The 18005-nt window shown below is 74.6% G+C and carries 13 protein-coding genes; 3 read left to right on the forward strand and 10 right to left on the reverse strand.

The window, feature by feature from the left end; translation table 11 throughout:
- The 4 genes from BM085_RS18195 to BM085_RS18210 are packed head-to-tail and all read right to left on the reverse strand — an operon-like array spanning nucleotide 1 to nucleotide 8926.
- Nucleotides 1–4449 carry an SDR family NAD(P)-dependent oxidoreductase gene (locus BM085_RS18195; RefSeq protein WP_093888153.1) on the reverse strand — a complete coding sequence of 1483 codons (4449 nt, stop codon included), beginning with the start codon at nucleotides 4447–4449 and terminating at the stop codon, nucleotides 1–3.
- Nucleotides 4450–4478: 29 nt separating this feature from the next.
- Nucleotides 4479–5429, reverse strand: coding sequence for an enediyne biosynthesis protein UnbU (locus tag BM085_RS18200; protein WP_177245153.1), 951 nt, complete (start codon nucleotides 5427–5429; stop codon nucleotides 4479–4481).
- Nucleotides 5430–5431: 2 nt separating this feature from the next.
- Entirely contained in the window at nucleotides 5432–7576 is a 2145-nt protein-coding gene (locus BM085_RS18205; RefSeq protein WP_093888154.1) for an FG-GAP repeat domain-containing protein, read from the reverse strand.
- An 18-nt stretch (nucleotides 7577–7594) separates the two neighbouring features.
- Complete coding sequence (locus BM085_RS18210) at nucleotides 7595–8926, reverse strand: DUF1702 family protein (protein ID WP_177245154.1); 1332 nt, start codon at nucleotides 8924–8926, stop codon at nucleotides 7595–7597.
- A gap of 323 nt (nucleotides 8927–9249) precedes the next feature.
- Between BM085_RS18210 and BM085_RS18215 the strand changes: the two genes are divergently transcribed.
- From BM085_RS18215 to BM085_RS18225, 3 genes are read left to right on the forward strand one after another with little or no spacing between them, the layout of a single operon-like run.
- On the forward strand, nucleotides 9250–9831 hold the full coding sequence (locus BM085_RS18215; RefSeq protein WP_093888156.1) for a DUF998 domain-containing protein: 582 nt from the start codon (nucleotides 9250–9252) through the stop codon (nucleotides 9829–9831).
- Nucleotides 9828–10901 (forward strand): sensor histidine kinase, encoded by a 1074-nt coding sequence (locus BM085_RS18220; protein ID WP_093888157.1) that lies wholly within the window; start codon nucleotides 9828–9830, stop codon nucleotides 10899–10901. The genes BM085_RS18215 and BM085_RS18220 overlap by 4 nt, the downstream gene beginning before the upstream one ends.
- Complete coding sequence (locus BM085_RS18225; protein WP_093888158.1) at nucleotides 10898–11551, forward strand: response regulator transcription factor; 654 nt, start codon at nucleotides 10898–10900, stop codon at nucleotides 11549–11551. The genes BM085_RS18220 and BM085_RS18225 overlap by 4 nt, the downstream gene beginning before the upstream one ends.
- Before the next feature lie 170 nt (nucleotides 11552–11721).
- Here the strand turns inward: BM085_RS18225 and BM085_RS18230 are convergent, their stop codons facing one another.
- The 6 genes from BM085_RS18230 to BM085_RS18255 all read right to left on the reverse strand — a co-directional run bounded on the left by BM085_RS18230 (nucleotide 11722) and on the right by BM085_RS18255 (nucleotide 17963).
- A complete protein-coding gene (locus BM085_RS18230) occupies nucleotides 11722–12096 on the reverse strand; it encodes a VOC family protein (RefSeq protein ID WP_093888282.1) in 375 nt (124 codons plus the stop codon).
- A 179-nt stretch (nucleotides 12097–12275) separates the two neighbouring features.
- Nucleotides 12276–13682, reverse strand: coding sequence for an FGGY-family carbohydrate kinase (locus BM085_RS18235; protein WP_093888159.1), 1407 nt, complete (start codon nucleotides 13680–13682; stop codon nucleotides 12276–12278).
- Nucleotides 13683–13800: 118 nt separating this feature from the next.
- Nucleotides 13801–14841, reverse strand: coding sequence for a 2-hydroxyacid dehydrogenase (locus BM085_RS18240; RefSeq protein WP_093888160.1), 1041 nt, complete (start codon nucleotides 14839–14841; stop codon nucleotides 13801–13803).
- Between the two features lie 236 nt (nucleotides 14842–15077).
- Nucleotides 15078–15896, reverse strand: a complete 819-nt coding sequence (locus BM085_RS18245) for a DeoR/GlpR family DNA-binding transcription regulator (RefSeq protein WP_281249854.1) — start codon at nucleotides 15894–15896, stop codon at nucleotides 15078–15080.
- A 7-nt stretch (nucleotides 15897–15903) separates the two neighbouring features.
- On the reverse strand, nucleotides 15904–16488 hold the full coding sequence (locus BM085_RS18250) for a histidine phosphatase family protein (RefSeq protein WP_093888162.1): 585 nt from the start codon (nucleotides 16486–16488) through the stop codon (nucleotides 15904–15906).
- Nucleotides 16485–17963: an FGGY-family carbohydrate kinase gene (locus BM085_RS18255; protein WP_093888163.1), complete on the reverse strand. Its 1479-nt coding sequence runs from the start codon at nucleotides 17961–17963 to the stop codon at nucleotides 16485–16487. Before BM085_RS18255 ends, BM085_RS18250 begins: the two co-directional genes overlap by 4 nt.
- Nucleotides 17964–18005: the final 42 nt, after the last annotated feature.

Here is an 18005-nt window from a genome sequence, read left to right on the forward strand (position 1 = left end):
TCACCGCCGTTCCCCGGTCATGATCGAGACCGCGACCGGCTCCTCCACGCCCCTGACCCGGACCACCGTCGAGGCGATCAGGTCGGTGCCGGCCCGCAGCAGCAGCCAGCCGCCCTCGTGGCCGTCCACGACGGTGAGCGGCGTCGTCGGCGGGCGGCCCGCTCCGGACAGGCATTGCAGAGCCGTCCAGATCCGGGTGGTCACGGTCTCCTCGGGCTCGTCGCAGCACGGCCGCAGCTCCTCGATCAGCGAGACGGAGGCCGGTCCCAGCGTTCCCCGCGCCCGGCCCACCCGTTCCCAGGAGCAGTGGGCCGGGCCGTCCACGCCGAGCACGAGGTCGCCCAGCCGGCTGTGGGACGTCCCGCCGTCCATGGTCACGTGCAGTGCCGGATCGAGGCCGAGGGCGACCGCGGCCCGTTGCAGGTAGACGGCCAGCAGGTTCGGCGGCCACGGGTCACGCCGGGGGAGCGGGCCGACGTCCTTCAGCCGCAGCCCGGTCCACGCCGCCACCAGCCGCCCGCGCACGTCGGTGGCGGTGACGTCCCAGACGTACTCGCCTCCGTCGTGGTGACGCTCGGTGGCGTGCAGCCTCACGTCCCCCTGGGACGGGCGGACCACCAGCCGCTCGCCGCCGACCGGCAGCAGCCGCCGGTGCGGCACGCACGCCTGCAGCGCGTGGATCGTGGCGTCGCTCAGCCCCGGACTGCCCAGCACCGGCCTGTCGGCGAACCAGCCGTCGGGGTCGTCGCCGTGCAACTCGCCCCGGCATCCCCGCGCCTCGACGAGGGTCAGCTCCCTGACCCGCTGGAACCGGCCGGTGTGGAAGCACAGCGCGCCGTACAGCTCCCCGGCGTCCAGCGGCTCGGCGCCGTCCCGGTTCAGCTGCGGCACGGCCAGCGTCTCATCGGCCGGGTCCACCGGGAACACGGCCCTGAAATGGTCGACGCGGAATCCCGTCTCCTCGCTGCGGACCACCACCTCGACCGTCTGCTCGTGCCGGAGCGCGCACACCCGGATCGTGGTGCCGCCCTCGTCGGGCACGGCCACCGGCCGGTCGAACGTCATCTGCCCGGCCTCGTCCAGCGGTCGTCCCGCCAGCACTCCGGCGGCCTGCGCCATCGCCTCCAGCGCCACCACCGCGGGCAGTACCGCCAGCCCGTCGATCCGGTGGTCGTCCAGGTAGGAGTCGCTGCCGAGCGACAGGCGGCTGTCGGCGACCAACTCCACCCCGGGGACGTGCACGCGGACCTCGTCGAGGAACCGCCCTCCCGCCGGGCAGGGGGCCGGGGGGTCGCCCAGCCTGCCGTGGACGGCCACGCTGGGCGGCAGGTCGCCGGTCCTGAGCAGCGTGAGGAACAGCTCCACTCCCTCCTGCGGCGCGATGGCCGTCACCTCCGCTCCGGCGGCGCCCGGCCGCCGCTCCGGGCCGGTCCCGGTCCCGGTCCCGGTCCACACGGGCCAGTCGATGTGCAGCCCGCCGATCCTTCTGACCCGCTCCCGCAGCAGCCCCTCGGCCAGCGCGCGGTGGCTGCCGCCCGCCAGGCCGTACCGGCCGGCTACCGATCCGAAGGTCACCACCCGCCGGGGCGTGGCCGCGGCCAGCAGGTTGTCCAGGCCGGTCAGCCTGGGCGCGATGTGCCTTTCGACGTCCTCGGCCGTGAGGCCGGCGGACCGTACCGGCCGGTCGGCGTCCGCCGAGTGGATCACCATGGTGACCGGTCCCAGCGTGCTCTCCAGCTCCCGTACGGCGTGCGCCGCCTCCCCGGCGTCACCGACGTCCACCGTCGCGTAGCCGTGCCGGACGCCCCTGCGGGCCAGCTCCTCCAGGACTTCCGCCAGGGGCGCGTCGTGGCCCGGCCGGCCCCGCCCGAGCAGGGCCAGCGCGCACCCGCTCGTCTCGGCCAGCGCCATGGCGCAGGCGGCCCCGATCCCCTCGCCGACCCCGCTGACCAGCACCACGTCCGCCGGGCCCACCGGGAGCGGCCCCTGCCCGTCGAGGTCGAGCGGGACCTTTCCGCATGGACGCCCGGCGTCGAGGCCGAGATCGGGGTACTCCTGCCCCAACGACGCCAGGAACCCGGACAGGGCGTCGCCCTCGCAGAGCACGGCCAGCCCCTCGCCGCTCGCGATCGCCTCGCGGACCGCCGTGACCAGCGTCTCGACCGCCCCCGGCCGCAGCGGATCGTCGATCTCGACCCGCCTGACCGGTTTCTCGCCGTCATCCGCCCCCGGCCGGACGCCGGGGCGGCCCTTCCCGTTCGCGGCGGGAGGGGCCTGGCCGCCGGGACGGACCTCCCCGGTCCCCGCGGGGACGGGCCGCTCGACGGCCGCCGGGTCGTCGGCGAAACACCTCACCCAGCGCGCCACACCGGCCACCGGCCCGGTGTCCGCCCGCTCCCGGCACGCCCTCTCGGCCGGCTCGTCCGGGGCCTCCCCGTTCCCGGCGGCCTCGGAGCCCTCGTACGGCACGGGCGGGAAGGGGATGGAGATGAAGACGCGGTCGCGCCAGATGTCGAAGGGACGGGCCGGATGATCACCGTAGAGGGCGGTGAGATCCGGGATGGCCATGGCGGCCCAGAGGGCGGCGGCGGCCTCGGCCGAGGGGATCCCGCCGGAGGGGGACGCCGGCTCCATCCCGTCCTTCGCGATCCCGTCCTTCGCGATCCCGTCCTTCGTGTCCGGTCCGAGATACACCCCCGGCAGGGTGGCCGGCAGGCCGGGCTGGGCGCCGTCCAGCCAGTCCAGGGCGAGACCGGCCCGCTCGGCGAGCTGTTCCGCCGACCCCGCCACGATCGCGATCCGCGACGGCCCGGCGGGGGCGGTCCCCAGCGCGTGCGCGAGATCGCACAGCTCCGCCTCCGACCACCGCGCCGCCTGGTCCGCGACCCGCTCCAGCACCGGCCGTACGGCTCCCAGGTCCTCACCCGAGAACGCGAACACCACCGGCTCCTCCCGCGACGGCCCGTCGATCACCCGCCGTCGCGGCCCGGCCCCCGGCGCGGTGGGGCGGCCGTCCTCGCCGGTCGGCGCCGGGACGGTCAGGACGAGGTGGGCGTTGACGCCGCCGGACCCCATGGCGCTCACCCCCGCCAGGCGGGGCCCGGCGGGCCACGGTTCGGGGACGGCCAGGACCCGCAGGGGAGCGTCGGGGGCGGTCGGCAGGGGGTGCGGGGATCGGCAGCCGGTGGTCGGGGGGAGGACGCCGGAGGCGAGGCCCAGGGTGGCCTTGATCAGCCCCGCTACTCCGGCGGCCGCCCCGGTGTGCCCGATGTTGGCGCTGACGGAACCGATCGCCGCCCCCCGTACGGCACCGGGGCGGGTGGCCGCCCGCCCCGGTGCGCCGGATCCGGTCACCGCCCGCCGCGCGGCGTCCGACAGGCGCGCGGCGTCCGACAGCAGGCGGGTGAGGGCGGTGAGCTCGACGGTGTCGTCGCCGGCGCCGGCGCCCTCGAACAGGGCGACCCCGGCGGGGGAGACACGCGCGTGCGCGTAGGCGCGGCGCAGGGCCAGGAGCCGGCCGTCGGCCTCGGGGCGGGTGGCGTCGTCCCTGCCGTCGCAGGACACGCCCCAGCCGGCGATCTCCGCGTGGATCCGGAGCCCGGCGGCGCGGGCGTCGGCCGTACGGGCCAGGGCGACGATCCCGCAGCCCTCACCCGGCCGGGAGCCGTCCGACCGGATGTCGTAGACCCGCATGCGCTCGCCGGCTGGCGCGCCCGCCTTGGCGAGGCCGGCCGGCTCGAACGGGTCGAGGCCGAGGTCCACGCCTCCGGCCAGCGCGAAGTCCACGCTTCCGTCCAGCAGCGAACGGCAGGCGGTGATCACCGCCAGCAGGGACGAGGCGCATCCGCCGTTCACCGTGTATCCCCCGCCGCGCAGGTCGAAGTGGGTGCAGATGCGCGCGGCGATCGTGCCGGCCAGGTTCCCGGCCGGGCTCTCCCCGGAGGTCTCCGGCAACGGCCGCAGATACTCCGCCTCCGCCTGGGCCAGCAGCCGGGCGGTCGTCCCCTCGGGGAGCTCGGCCAGGGCCGAGGCCAGCACGCGCCGCACGTACGGCCAGCGCAGCCGGAGCGTGGCGGCTCGGGCGACCTCGCCGGTCAGGGTGTCGCCGACGATCACCGCGACCCGGTCCCGGTCGAGCCCCTCCCCGCCGGGCGAGCCCGCGTCCGCCAGGGCGCGGGACGCGGTGTCCAGGGCCAGCCAGTGGGCCGGGTCGGTGACGCGGTGGACCGGGTCGGGGACGCCGAAGGCGGCCCGGTCGAACTCCCAGCCCTCGATCAGGGCGGCACGGGTGCTGTGGGTCCGGTCGGGGGAGTGGTGGCCGGCCAGGTCCAGCCGTTCGACCGGCAGACGCCGGAACGCCCGCCGCTGCGACACCACCGCCTCCCACAGCGCCCCCGGGTCGGGCGCGTCCGGATAGGTGCAGGCCAATCCCACGATCGCGACGGACATTCGGCGTACCCCTCAGGTGTTCGCATGGGTCATGGCTGGGCGCCCGCCGGCACCTCGGACAGGCCGCGGGCGTCGGCGGGAACGGGGAGGGTCGGCGGGCGGACGCGGGCGAGCAGGGCCAGGCCCGCCCCCCGGCCGGCGCAGACGATCACGAGGGCGGGCAACAGTCCGGGGACGAGGTGGAACTGGACCAGCAGGCCGTGGACCGCCGCCGTGGCCAGGCCGAACGCGACCTGGCCACGGGGCCGGACGGGAGTCGTGCCCAGGTCGGTGAGCATGTAGCCGGTGAAGAGGACGAACGCCACGCCGGTCATCGGCAGCAGGGCGCCGATCGTCGAGACGCCGGTCGGCCCGTCCTGGAGCGCCCCTTGCAGGACGGACCCGCTCACCCAGGCCAGGACCAGCGGCAGCCGCCCGATCAGCTTGGCGTTCACCGCCGAGCCCAGCACCAGCACGGCCAGCGGCACGAGCGCGCCGGGCGGCCCCGGCACCCATTCGGCGAACCGGTACGGCGGTGCGACGCCGACCCACGGGAACAGCAGCACCACGGCGAGGGCGCCGGAGCACGACGGGTTCAGGTAGTGCCTGCCGGGCACGCCGCCGGTGCGAGGACCCGCCACGCCCGGCGCCCTGACCCGCAGGACGTACGTGCTGCCCACGCCGATCAGGACGGCCAGCACGACCGGCATCGGGTCGGCGCCGCCGTACAGCAGCATCGCGCAGGCCAGCCCGGTGATGTAGGAGGGCAGGAAGAAGTCGGCCGCCTGGCCGGGCGTCCCCCGGTAGCGGGCCGGGCGCCGCCACGCCCACGCCTCCGCGGTCTCCAGCACGAACTCGGCGACCATCCCGGTGACCGCGCCGGCGATCGGCGTCAGGTAGGCCTGCTCGAAGCCGAGCACGGTGTGCCCGAGCACGGTCATCACGGTGATCGACCCGGCGAAGCGGCGGAGCGCCCGGCCGCGCTTCCAGGCGGCGTCCATGGTCAGTCCATCTCCGAGGCGCGGCCGTCGGCCAGCAGGATCCGGTGCCAGCCGGGCCGCACGGACACCGACGCGGTACGGAGGACGCCGCAGGCGTCGCGCCAGGACAGCTCGACCGGCAACGGGCCGCCCGGCGCGTCGCCGCCCAGGCCGAACAGCAGCTCCGGCGCGGAGACGCCGTTGTGCCCGTTGGCCGGGTAGAGCTGCCGGCTGAGCGTGCTCCCGCCGGGCAGGCGCACCGTGGCGGTGGCTCCGATCGCGGGACGCGTCCAGGCCGGACCGGGCGCGGGGGGACGGATCAGGGGCGGGCGGGACGGAGGAGGGCCGGAGCCGGACGGGGCGGGGCCGACCAGGGCGGAGAGCGTCAGCCTGGACCGGACCAGCGGGGGACGGGCCGGCAGGGGGCTGATGAGCGCGGAGAGCGGGGAGAGGAGGTGGTGCGCGGAAGGGCCGACGAGCGGCGGGGCGGGGCGGTGCCCGAGGGGGGCGGTCAGCACGGAGAGCGGCGGGGCGGGGCGGTGGGCGAAAGGGGCGTTCGGTGCGGAGGGTGTCGCTGCGGAGGGTGTCGGGGCGGGGCGGTGGGCGGAGGGGGCGTTCGGTGCGGAGGGCGTGCCGCAGGATCCGGCGGGAAGGCGGAGCCGCAGGCCCACGAACGGCGCGGTGACGCCGTTGTTGCGGTAGAGCACCGACGCGGCCCACTGGTTGGCGACCGCGAAGTCCAGCTGCCCGTCGTCGTCCACGTCGCCGACGGCGAAGGACCGGCTGACCGTGTCACCGCCGACCCCGGCCCGCCGGGCCACGTCCACGTAACGGCCGCCGGGGCCCCGGACGAAGAAGCTGTTGGTGCCGCCGCCCGACAGGCCGTTCGCTCCCCGGACGGACCCGGTCGCGTGCATGATCTCGTCGGTGCCGTCGTTGTCGAAGTCGGCGGCCTTGACGTCCCAGGACCATCCGGTACGGCTCAGCCCCAGGTCCTCGCCGCGGTCGTCGTAGGGCGCGTGGCCCTCGTGGAGCCCGCCCGGCCGGGAGACGAAGGCGAAGTCGCTCTCGTACGCCCCGGGGTCCTCGGTGAGGTTGCTGACCAGGATGTCCGGCGTGCCGTCGGAGTTGAGGTCGGTGAAGCCGACCCCCATGCTCTTGAAGGAGTCCTGGCCGACGACGTTGGACCGGGGCGTGGTCAGGTGCCTGGTGCCCCGTGCCTCCCGGAACCTGATCCTCCCGGGTACGGACTCGTTGACCAGCAGCTCGTCCGGCCCGAAGTCGTTGGCCACATACAGGTCGGGCCGCCCGTCGCCGTCCAGGTCCTGGGTGCCCAGCGCGAGCGTCCACCCCCTGCCCCCGGTCCCGGCCCCGTCGAACACCCCCTCCGCCTCGGTGAACCGCGCGGGCCCCGTCGCCCGGTAGAGACGGTTGACGCCCCCGCCCCCGCCCCCGCCCCCGGCGTCGACGTCGGACGGCGAGCCGGGCATCGCGACGGCGGCGTGGTCCGCGGTGTCGTCCAGCACCCTGGCGCCGTCCGGGAAGTAGTTGCCGAAGACCAGGTCGAGGCGGCCGTCGCCGTCGAAGTCACCGGCCGTGGCGGCGCCGGTGTTCCAGACCTCCGGCCCCGGGGTCAGGTCGCGGTGGCGGAAGGCCGCGCCGGACGGCGGGGCGCCGGGGACCCGTATGAACAGCGAGGGGGAGCGGCCCCAGTAGTAGACGACCAGGTCCTGCCAGCCGTCCTGGTCGAGGTCAGCGGGCAGGCACCCCGTCGGGGCCTCGTACGGCCTGCGCGCCGGCGCGGCCAGTGTGAACGGCCGGTAGTGCCGGGGCGTGCCCGGCGCGGGGCTCACGGTCACCGTGTCATGGCGCGGGTCGACCAGGCACACGTCGTCGGAGACGACCGCGTTGTCGGCGTCGAACAGCGCGATGCCCGCGCCCGTCGAGGACACCCAGGCCCGGATGTCCCGGTAGGCCGGCGCGACCGGCCGGAGGTTCCGGTCGCCCGGCCGGTCGGCCGGGCCGAGGGGGCCGGCGGTGAAGGAGAAGCTCGCGGCGGCCTCCGCCGCGGAGGTGTCGGGCAGCCCGGTCAGCCTCCAACCGGTGGTGCAGGCCGTCAGTGCCAGAGCCCCCGCCGCGTACTTGCGAATCCTCGATGTCGCTTTCACGGCTCCCCCGAGCTGTGGTCAAGAGTCGCGGTTGCGCCGCGCCCAGGCCTTCCTGATCCCCGCCCGCCAGATCTGGTAGTGGTCGCCGCTGTGGGCGTTGTGCCCCAGGGCGATGAGCGCGGTGTCGGTCCAGCCCCCCGCCTCGTCGACCTCCACCCCGCACAGCGCGGGCGTGGCGGCGACCGTGTGCTCGGGCACGATTCCGGAGATCAGCCGGGAGGCGCACGCGAAGGCGCTGCCCTGCACGAGGTGGGCGCGGAAGCCGTCCTCGGCCGCGGCCACGCTCAGCCGTTCCAGTTCGGCGGCGCTCGCCCCGCCGGTGTAGGTGGCGGCCAGGCCCACGCCGCTCCACAGGTCGGCGCGGCGGCCCGGGGGGAACTCGGCGATGCGGAGGATGACGTCGTCCACGCCCGCGCACTCGTGGAACCAGAGCATCCGGCCCAGTCCCTGATCGAAGATCGCCCGCCGGGTCCGGTCCATCAGGCCCGCCGAGCGCTGTCGCCCGACCGTCCGGTCGGTGGCGAAGAAGCCCTGGTGGAAGCCGAAGCCGTCGAACGCCAGCCAGCGCAGCAGCGGGTGGACCGAGCGGATGCCCCACATCGGCCGCATGTGCAGCCGGGCGTACGCCCAGCCGGCACCCATGTGGATCATGTGCGGATAGCGCATGCCCTGCCCGCTGAGCAGGTCCCTGAGCCGCCGGCCGCCGGTGATCGTCAGCACGTCGAGGGTCGTGCAGGCCATGCCGGCGCCCTCGTAGGCGAACCCGCGCAGCTCCTCGTGGATGTCGTCGATCCGCCCGGTCTCACCCGCGATCACCGCGTTGAAGCCCGTCAGGAACGACTGGCTCACGGTCTCCAGCCGCTCACGGGCCGGGCCCAGCCGGAACCGGCGCGGCCCGAAGTCGACCTGCGCGAGATCCTTCCAGAACAGGCCGGGCAGCCCCCGGGGCCTGGTCAGCTCCAGCTCGGCCGGGTCCACCGGTGTCGTGGTGACCACCGGGTCCACCGGTGCCGTCGCGACCACCCGCGCCGCCGGCGCCGTCGCGACCACCGCGTCCATCGGGGCCGTCTGGGCCGTCAGGTCCGTCGGGACCGCAGGGTCCGCCGGGTCCGCAGGGTCCGCCGAGGCAGGGGCGGCCGGCTCCGGTGTGCCACCGGGGGCCTTCTCCGCCTCCGTGACCTGCCCGGCCTCCGCCTTCTCCGCGCCGGGGGCTGTCCGGGCTCCGCTGTCGCCCGCGTCGGGGATCTGCTCCGCGCCGGGGGGCCGCTCCGCGTCGGGGATCTGCTCCGCGTCGGCCCTGCCGGCTCCGTCGCTCTGAGCCACTACTCGGGTGCCCTCCGCATTGCTCACAGGGCTGAACGTAGTAAGTCGCATTCTGGCCTTCAAGCACTGCGTTTCGGATTCCTGGCAAAGAAAGCGCTATTGACCCGGCAGGCAAGCTTGGTGTGCCGACATCTTGCCCTCCCGAGGGGAGGGAAGTCCCGCGGTCGCCCGTGCGGGTTCCCGCTTCACCGCCGGCCGCCCGCCAGGCGGGAGTCTCCTCCGAGCCCCGAACGCTGTTGATCCTGGTCGGCCGGGGCCTCTCCGGAGCACGCGTACACCGATCGGTGTACGCGCGGGTGTCTGCGAATGGACGACGCCGGGGCAGCGGGCCGTCCCTAACGTCATGAACCATGAAGAAGACAGTTCTCGCCGGTATCGGTGTCGGCGTCGCGGCTTTCACGATCTCGGACGTGGTCAACAGGGAGATGAGCCCCGTCGGCGAGACCGTCAGCAGGTTCGTCAACACGGGTGCCGGCTGGCTGGTCCCGCTCGGGCTGGTCGCCGTCGCGCTCGCCGCGGCGGCCCTGACGGTGGCGGTGGCCCGGACCGGCGCCAGCCGTGCGGGGACCTGGCTGCTCGGCGTCTGGTCGCTGGGGCTCCTGCTGGCCGCGATCTTCCCCGCCGACCCGCCGGGGCAGTGGGACAACCCGTCGGTTTCGGAGAGCGTTCACGGTTTCTCCGCCTGGGCGGCCTTCGCGGCCTTCACGGCCGCCGCCGTGGTGCTCACCAGGGCTTGGCCGCGGAACGCCCTGCTCACCGGAGCGACTGCTGCCTTGGTGTCTGGAATGATCCTGTTTGTGGTCACCCTAGTCGATGTCATGATCTCCCGGTCCCTGCCCCCGGTGGTGGGGCTGACCGAGCGCATCGCCATCGCCGCCTGCCTCGGCTGGATGGCCCTGGCAGCCCTCCGCCTGCCCCGCACCAGTCGATGATCACCACTGTGCTGCCCGCCGTTCTCACGACCGTCGCCGTCCTGACCGGGATGACGGCGGTCGGCGCCCCGATCGGCTGGCCGGCGATCACGATGGGGATCCTGCTCGGCGGGCTGCTGGTGGCGCGGCGGCGATGGCCGGTCGGCGTCCTGCTGATGTCGGCGGTCGTGCTCATCGCCTTCCAGGGGGCGGGGCTGTTCGAGGGCGGCTGGGTGTGGCCGCTGACGGTGGCCGCCTACACCGTCGCCGCGGCGGGCCGGACCCGCTGGGCCATCGGTGTGGGACTGTTCCTGCTGGTCTACGCGCTGGCCTGGGACTGGGCCGTCACGAACGGCTCCCCGGCCCGCGCACTCGCGGCGGGTGGAGCCGAGACGCTCTGGCTGGCGCTCGTGCTCGCGATCGGCAACGCCCGGCACCTCCAGGCGCGCTGGCGGGCGCAACTGGAACAGGCGCGCGAGGCGGACGCCCGCCGACGGCTCGCCGAACAGCGGCTGGAGATCTCCCGCGAGGTCCACGACATCGTCGCCCACACCCTGGCCGTGGTCGGCGTCCACCTCAACGTGGCCGCCGACGCGCTGGAGGAGTCTCCCGAGGAGACGCGCGAGGCCCTGCGCACCGCGATGGACGTGCGCGGTAGGGCCATGGCGGACCTGCGCTCGCTCATCGGCGTCCTGCGGATCGACGGTGACACCGCCCCTCAGCCGGACCTGGGCGACATCGCCGCCCTCGTCGCCGCCGCCGGGGCGACCGGCCTGAGCGTCGACCTGCACGAGGAGGGTGACTCCGCGACGGTCACCGGCCCCCAGGCCGTCGCGGCCCACCGGCTCGTCCAGGAGTCGCTGACCAACACCATCAAGCACGCGAACGCCACCCACGTGTCGGTACGGCTGCGCTACACGAGCGCCGCGGTGACGGTCGAGGTGATCGACGACGGCCGCGGGGCGCCGGTTCCGGCAGAGGGGCACGGCCTGACCGGCATGCGCGAACGCGTCACCGCCCTGGGCGGCACACTGAGCATCGAAGGGAGCGGGGGCTTCGCCGTGCGGGCGAGCATCCCCCTGGGGACATGACGATCAAGGTACTGCTCGCCGACGACCAGGCCCTCGTCCGGGCGGGTTTCCGCAGCCTGATCAGCCGATCCAAGGACCTCACCGTGGTCGGGGAGGCCGCCACGGGCGACGAGGCGGTACGGCTGGCCCGCGCCACCGAACCCGACGTGATCCTCATGGACATCCGCATGCCCGGGATGGACGGCATCGAGGCCACCCGCCGGGTGCTCGCCGAACGTCCGGCGACCAAGGTCGTCATCCTCACCACGTTCGACACCGACGAACACGTCTTCGCCGCGCTGCGCGCCGGCGCCAGCGGCTTCCTCACCAAGGAGGTCGCGCCGGCCGAGCTCCGCCACGCGGTCGCCGTGGTCGCCGCGGGAGAGGCGCTGCTGTCGCCGAGCGTCACGCGGCGGGTCGTCCAGCAGTTCGCCCACCGGCCCGCACCGGTGAGCGGCGACGGGCTCGCCGTGCTCACCGTCCGCGAGCGCGAGGTCGTCCGCCTGGTGGCCGAGGGGCTGTCCAACGATCAGATCGCCGCCAGGCTCGTGATCAGCCCGTTGACCGCCAAAACACACGTGACCCGTGCCTTGATGAAGCTGAACGTCCGGGACCGGGCGCAACTGGTGATCCTCGCCTACGAGACCGGTCTGGTGCAGCCGGGCGCCTGAGCGGGGAGGGCCGCGGAGGCCCTCCTCCGGAACGTCGGGCCAGTGCCGCAGCAGGCAACGTTCGCCCTGCTGTGATGTGATGCGCCGCCCGGACTCTGTCGCGCGCGGCGCGCGGCCGTCATGCTGTGCGGGTGGCAGAGCTCATACGGGCCGAGGGTGGCATCGGTAGCTCACGCCTCAGCCCAGACGCCCAGTTCGTTCCCGCTCGGATCGGTGAAGTGGAACCGGCGTCCACCGGGGAACTCGTACGGCCCGTTCACCACCTGGCCGCCCGCGTTCTTCACAGCCTCCACAGACCGGTCCAGGTCGGTGGAGTAGAGCAGCAGAAGCGGGCCGCCTGCCCGCACCTCCTGGCCTGTGCGGAGACCGCCCACTTCGGGTGCGGCTTCCCCCTGCGGGCTCTGGATGCCGGCGTACCCTGGCCCATAGTCGTTGAATCGCCAGCCGAACGCTTCGGTGTAGAAGCGCTTGGCCTGCTCAAGGTCGGTGACCGTGAGCTCCACGTAGTCAATGGCATGGTGTCGGTGCGGAGATGGCTGAGTCATGTGCTGCATTATGTGCTTCGGCTACGACATCGTGCGCTGACAACGCCGGCTCGCGTCGCGGAGCGGCGAGCCGCCGAGCGTCGTCCGTTGTTCTCCCAGGGCGGCGGCGGGAGGAGATCTGCTGCAGCCCACACCTTTAGCAAGTGAAATGCGTTCTTAACAAGATCTGACTTTATATTTCACAGGAAACTTCTCAGACTCCGCACGTCGTCGAGGTAGCGGCGGTAGTGCCCCTCCAGGTCGTGGCGGGGCTCGTACCAGCGGGTGCCCGCCGTCCAGGCGGCCTCGTCCACGGCGACGCCGAACCGGCGGGCGGCGGCCAGCGCCGCGCCCCTCGCGCCCACCTCGGGCCCCCTGGCCAGCCGGAGCGGGCGCCCCAGCGCGTCGGCGAACAGTTGCAGCCAGGCCTCCGAGCCGGTGCCGCCGCCGCAGACGGCCACCTCCCCGGTGAGTCCCGCCGCCTCGAAGCAGTGCCGGGCCGCGAACGCCAGGCCCTCGCACCCGGCGCGGACGACGTCGGCCTTGGTCACGGCCAGCTCCAGGCCGTCGAGCCTGCCCCGCGCCGCCGGCTCGACGAACGGCGCGCGCTCGCCCGACGGCGACAGGTAGGGCAGGAAGCGCACGCCCCGCGCGCCCGGCGGACTCTGGGCGAGGAGGTCGCCGAGCTCGCCGTGCCCGGCGCCGACCAGGCGCAGCAGCCAGTCGAGCGCCGCGGTGCCGGTCATGGCGGGCATCGCGCGCAGCCAGCCGTCCGGCGTGCAGAGGGTCTGGCCCGCGGGCTCCCCGTCGAGGTCGAGACGGTCGGTGACCACCTCGCAGGCGAGCGTGGTCCCGATGATCAGCAGTCCGTCGCCCGGCCGGACGACACCCGCCCCGGCGGCGCAGGCCGGCAGGTCGTACGGCCCGCAGGAGAGCGGGACGCCCCGGAAGGCGCCCCGCAGGATCTCCCCGGCCGGCAGCTCCGCCGCGACGGGCGGCAGCAGTCCCCGCCGGTGCTCCAGGCCGCACAGGCGCAGGAGACCGGCGTCGCGTTCCCTCGTCCGCGGATCGGTGAAGAGGTTGGAGGCGTCGGACAGGTCCGTGGCGCGCACCCCGGTGAACCGCTGCATGATCATGTCCTTGCAGCGCGCGGCGGTGGCCGCCCGGTCGAGCGTCGCGGGGCTGGTGCGGTCGAGATGGGCGAGCAGGGGGGCGCCCGCGCCGGGGAAGGCGGCGTTGCCGGTGCGCCGGAAGAGCTCCTCGAACGTGCCGTCGCGCATCCACCCGTCGACCAGCGGGGTGGCGCGGCCGTCCAGCCAGGACAGGGCGGGCCCGGCGGGCCTGCCGTCCCCGTCGAGCAGCCAGAGCCCGTCCCCCTGGCCGGTGAGTCCGGCCGCCTGGACCTCGCCGGTCCGGACGCCGCCCGCCGCGAGCCGGCCCAGGACGTCCTCGACGGCCGCGACCACCGCCTCCGCGTCCTGCTCCACCTGGCCGGGGCCCGGATGGCCGAGCGCGAGCGGCCGCGACCCGACCGCCAGCACCTCGCCGTCCGGCGCGAAGGCCACCGCCTTGACCCCGGACGTCCCGGCGTCGACTCCGACGATCATCGGATCTCCTCGGGCGTGGAGACCCCGGGCTTCGGTCGTGGGGAGGAAGTCAACGCCAACTCCTGAGTGTCGGGGATTGCCGGGGCCCGGGATCGCCGGCCCGCAGAGAGGGAAACGCTCAGCCGGTGAGGGCCGGGGCGGCGACCGTGTAGGCGAGGGGCTCGCCGCGGCACCAGCGGGCGACCTCCTCGACGGCCATCCGGACCGCGCGGTCGGCGGTCTGCCGGGTGGCTCCCGCCAGGTGCGGGATGAGGAGGGTGTTGGGCGCCGACCTCAGCGGATGGGAGGCGGGCAGCGGCTCCGGCTCGTAGACGTCCAGGCCGGCCCCGCCCAGGTGCCCCGACTCCAGGGCGGCGGTGAGCGCGTCGGTGTCCACGAGGGCGCCCCGCGCGGTGTTGACCAGGACCGAGCCGCGGGGCATCAGAGCCAGCTCGGCGGCGCCGATCAGGCCGTGTGTCTCGGGGGTGAGCCGGGCGTGCAGGCTCACCACCCGGGAGCGCGCGAGCAGCTCGGGCAGCTCCACCGGGGTGACGCCCTCGGGCAGCGTGCCGGCGAACGGATCGGCCACGAGGACGTGCGCCCCGAGCGCCCGGAAGGCGGCGGCGACCCGGCGGCCGATGGCGCCGAACCCGACGACGCCCACCTCGGCGCCGTCGAGCTCGCCGCCGCAGAGGTCGTAGGAGTACAGGTCCGAGCGCCACTGCCCGTCGCGCATCGTGGCGTGCACCTCGCTGAGGCGGCGCAGCACGCCCAGGGTCAGCGCCACGGCCAGCTCGGCCGCGGCGGGGGCGTTGCGCCCCGGGGTGGAGCACACCGTCACCCCGCGCTCGGCGGCCTCGGCCAGGTTCACGTTGACGGGGCCGCCGCGGGTGACGACGAGCAGCTTCAGGGAGGGGGCGGCGGAGAGGACCCGCGCGGTGAACGGGGCCATCTGGGTGACGGCCACCTCGACGTCCCGCAGCGCGGCGATCAGCTCGTCCTCGTCTCCCGACGCCTCGTGCACCTCCGCGACCGGGCCGAACGGCCGCACCGGCCACGGCCCGGTCAGGGACGTCACCGCGACACGCTCGCCGAGCTCGGCGCGGAGCCCGTCGGCGACGGCGGAGGGCCGGACGAAATGATCTCCGGCTGCGAGCACGTTCACTACATCTCTCGGCATGTCGTGAAACGCTACATCAGCTCTGTGAAAATTAACATAGAAAATGTTAAATGCCCCGTCATGGATCACCCCGTGGCCCCGGACGGACACCATCCGGAGCGCCGCTCCCCGGAACCCGCCGCTCTCCAAGACCCGGTGCCCCCGGAACGCCCCCGGGAACGCGCCGCCCCCGGAACTCCGGAGGTCCCCGGAGTCCGGCGCTCCCGGAACGCGCCGTCCTCTGGAGCCTGGAGGTCCTAGAGCTCGGCGATCTCGACGTTGCGGTGCCTGTCGCGCAGGCGCTGGACGGCTTCGGCGGGGGCGCGCGAGTCGACCACGATGGTGTCGAAGTCGTCCAGCGGCGCCACCTTGTGCAGTGCCACCCGGGCGAGCTTGGAGTGGTCTATCGCCAGGACGCGGCGCGAGGCGGAGCGGAGCATCGCCCGTTTCACCAGCACGATCTCCTGCTCTTGGTGGAAGGCGTAGCGGTCGGAGACCGCGGAGGTGGAGACGACCACCATGTCCGTGCTCATCGCCTCGATGGCGTCCACGCAGGCGACGCCGAGGAAGGAGTCGTGCGTGGGGTGGTACTCCCCGCCGAGCGCCATCAGCCGGATGCCGGGCGCCGCCGCGAGCAGCTTGATGGCCTCCAGGAAGTTGGTGACCACGGTCAGCGGGGTGACCTCGCCGAGATGTCTGGCCACCGCGAGCGCGGTCGTGGAGTCGTCGAGCATGATCGAGCTGCCGGGCTCGATGAGCCGGGCGACGTGCCGCGCGATCGCCTCCTTCTCCTCCAGGTGCGCCGTGCGCCGGTAGACGATGTTGCTCTCGAAGACGTTGGACGCCTGCGCGGTCGCGCCGCCCCTGAACTTGCGGACCATCCCCTGACGTTCGAGCTCGTCCAGGTCGCGGTGGACCGTCATCACACTGACGCCGAAGGCCTCGGCGAGGTCGGTGACCGAGGCCGACCCCTGACGCATGACGTGTTCTGCCATCGCCTGGCGACGGGAGGCGCCGCCGGCCGTGTGCTGACGCGAATTCACCTGGCGAACTCCAAGTCGTTGTTGATCGCGCATCGTAGCGTCATCGGATGGGAGAGTTGAAGCGCCGCAGAGCCGGTCCCGCCGGGCCGAGCGCCAGCTCGGTCACCGAGCCGTGCTCGATGAGCGGCAGCCGCCTGCGGTAGTCGGCCAGCGGAATGCCCAGGAGCCCGCACAGGGCCAGGCGCAGGATCGTGTTGTGCGCGACCACGAGGATCCGTCCCGCCGGGTCCAGCTCCCGCAGGCACCCGGTGACCCGCGCCGCGGCGTCGACGGGGTCCTCCCCGCCGGGCAGGAAGTCCGCGACGGGGTCGGCCTGGAAGCGCCGCATGGCCTCGGGGTCCACCTCGGCGCGGCGGAGCCCCTCGGCGTCGCCGAAGTCCAGCTCGCGCAGGCGGGGGTCGGTGCGCAGCGTGAGCTCCGCCGCGCGGGCGGCGTCCGCGGCGGTGTCGCGGGCGCGCAGCAGCGGTGAGGAGACCACGCCGGTCAGCCCGGCCCCCCGCGCCCAGTCCGCGAGCAGCCGCGCCTGTCCCCGCCCCACTTCGTCCAGGGGGATGTCGCTGACGCCCGCGTAGCGCCCCTGGACGCTCCACTCGGTACGGCCGTGCCGGGAGAGGAAGATCGTCATGATGTGACCGCCTTCGCTGCGAGTTCGGTGGTGAGGTAGCCCCGCTCGGTGAGCGCGTCGACGAGCAGGCGGAAGCTCTGCTCGAACCGTGCCACGCGGTCCGGGCGGGGATCGAGCTGTTCGCCGTGGGAGACCATCTCCCCGGCGGTGTCGTCGAGCGAGCGCCCGGACGAGGCGGCGAGCACCGCCATGCCGACCGAGGCCTCGGGGTGGCGGGGGATCCGGACCGGCATGCCCAGGACGTCGGCGCGGAGCTGGCACCAGTAGCGGCTGCGCGTGGCCCCGCCGACCAGCGCGAGGTGCCCGGAGACGGGCGCGCCGAGCAGCGCGAGGGAGGCCAGGCCCAGCCGTTCCCCGTAGGCGACGCCCTGCAGCAGCGCCGCGTAGTGCTCGGCCTCCGTCGCGGTCTCGCCGACCACGACCTGCTCGGCGTCCGGCCGGTAGAAGGGGAAGCGCTCACCCCGGGTGGTGAGGGGGTAGACGACGGCCCCCGCGGGCTCGTACCGGGCGGCGGCCTCGTCGAGGGCGGCCAGGTCGCGGCCGGGGAACGCCGAGGCCAGCACGCCGGCGCCGACGTTGGACGCGCCGCCGGGCAGCCAGCCGCCGCCGGGGTGGCGGTGGCTGTAGACGGCGCCGGCGGGGTCGCGCAGGAGCTTCTCGCTCACCCCCTTGAGCACCAGCGTGGTGCCCAGCACGGACACGCCGCTGCCGGGTGTCAGCGCGCCGGCGGCGATCTGGCCCGCGCAGCCGTCGGTCATGCCCGCGACGATCCCGCACCCCTCGGGCAGCCCGGTGAGGGCGGCGGCCTCGGCCCCCACCTCGCCGATCGGGCTGCCCGGCCGCGTGACGGGGCCGAACAGGTCGGCGGGCAGGCCGAGCCTGGACATCACCTCCAGGGGCCAGCGCTCCCTGAGCGAGTCGTAGCCGGTCTTCAGCGCGTGGCTGGAGTCGGTCGCGGTCAGCTCGCCGGCCAGGCGCGCGGTCACCAGGTCGGCCGAGTGCAGCACGCGCGCGCCGGCCGGCAGCCCGCCGTTCTCGGCGAGCCAGAGCAGCTTGGGCAGTGCCCACGAGGCCTGGATCCGCACGGCCAGGTCGTCCCAGAGCTCCTGCCCGGCGGCGGTCACCCGTTCCACGTAGGGGCGGCCCCGGTCGTCGTCGTACATGAGCGCCGGCGAGACGGGCCTGGCCGCGGCGTCGGCGAGCACGATGGTGCCGGAGGTGCTGCACACCGCCAGCGCCCGGATCCGCCCGGGGGCGAGGCCCGCGGTGGCCTGCCGGCACGCGGTGACCGCGGCCCGCCACCAGTCTTCGGGGTCCTGCTCGTGCCCGCGTCCCTCGCCGCGCCGGCTGCGCAGCGGGGCGGACCCCGTCGCCAGCGGCGTGCCCCGGCCGTCGACGACGGTCACCCGCACTCCCTGTGTGCCGATGTCCATCCCGGCCCACGCGGGTTCACCTGTGAATCTCTCGGAAACCATGCGCCCTCTCACGCCCCGGCTTCGGCGGAATCCCGCATCGGC

This window comes from Streptosporangium canum, assembly GCF_900113865.1.
Lineage (GTDB): Bacteria > Actinomycetota > Actinomycetes > Streptosporangiales > Streptosporangiaceae > Streptosporangium > Streptosporangium canum.

Coding starts and splice junctions, on each gene's coding strand:
- BM085_RS18195 (WP_093888153.1), bottom strand. CDS start 4,449: ATGTCCGTCGCGATCGTGGGATTGGCCTGCACCTATCCGGACGCGCCC.
- BM085_RS18200 (WP_177245153.1), bottom strand. CDS start 5,429: ATGGACGCCGCCTGGAAGCGCGGCCGGGCGCTCCGCCGCTTCGCCGGG.
- BM085_RS18215 (WP_093888156.1), top strand. CDS start 9,250: ATGAAGAAGACAGTTCTCGCCGGTATCGGTGTCGGCGTCGCGGCTTTC.
- BM085_RS18220 (WP_093888157.1), top strand. CDS start 9,828: ATGATCACCACTGTGCTGCCCGCCGTTCTCACGACCGTCGCCGTCCTG.
- BM085_RS18225 (WP_093888158.1), top strand. CDS start 10,898: ATGACGATCAAGGTACTGCTCGCCGACGACCAGGCCCTCGTCCGGGCG.
- BM085_RS18230 (WP_093888282.1), bottom strand. CDS start 12,096: ATGACTCAGCCATCTCCGCACCGACACCATGCCATTGACTACGTGGAG.
- BM085_RS18235 (WP_093888159.1), bottom strand. CDS start 13,682: ATGATCGTCGGAGTCGACGCCGGGACGTCCGGGGTCAAGGCGGTGGCC.
- BM085_RS18240 (WP_093888160.1), bottom strand. CDS start 14,841: ATGCCGAGAGATGTAGTGAACGTGCTCGCAGCCGGAGATCATTTCGTC.
- BM085_RS18245 (WP_281249854.1), bottom strand. CDS start 15,896: ATGCGCGATCAACAACGACTTGGAGTTCGCCAGGTGAATTCGCGTCAG.
- BM085_RS18250 (WP_093888162.1), bottom strand. CDS start 16,488: ATGACGATCTTCCTCTCCCGGCACGGCCGTACCGAGTGGAGCGTCCAG.
- BM085_RS18255 (WP_093888163.1), bottom strand. CDS start 17,963: ATGGTTTCCGAGAGATTCACAGGTGAACCCGCGTGGGCCGGGATGGAC.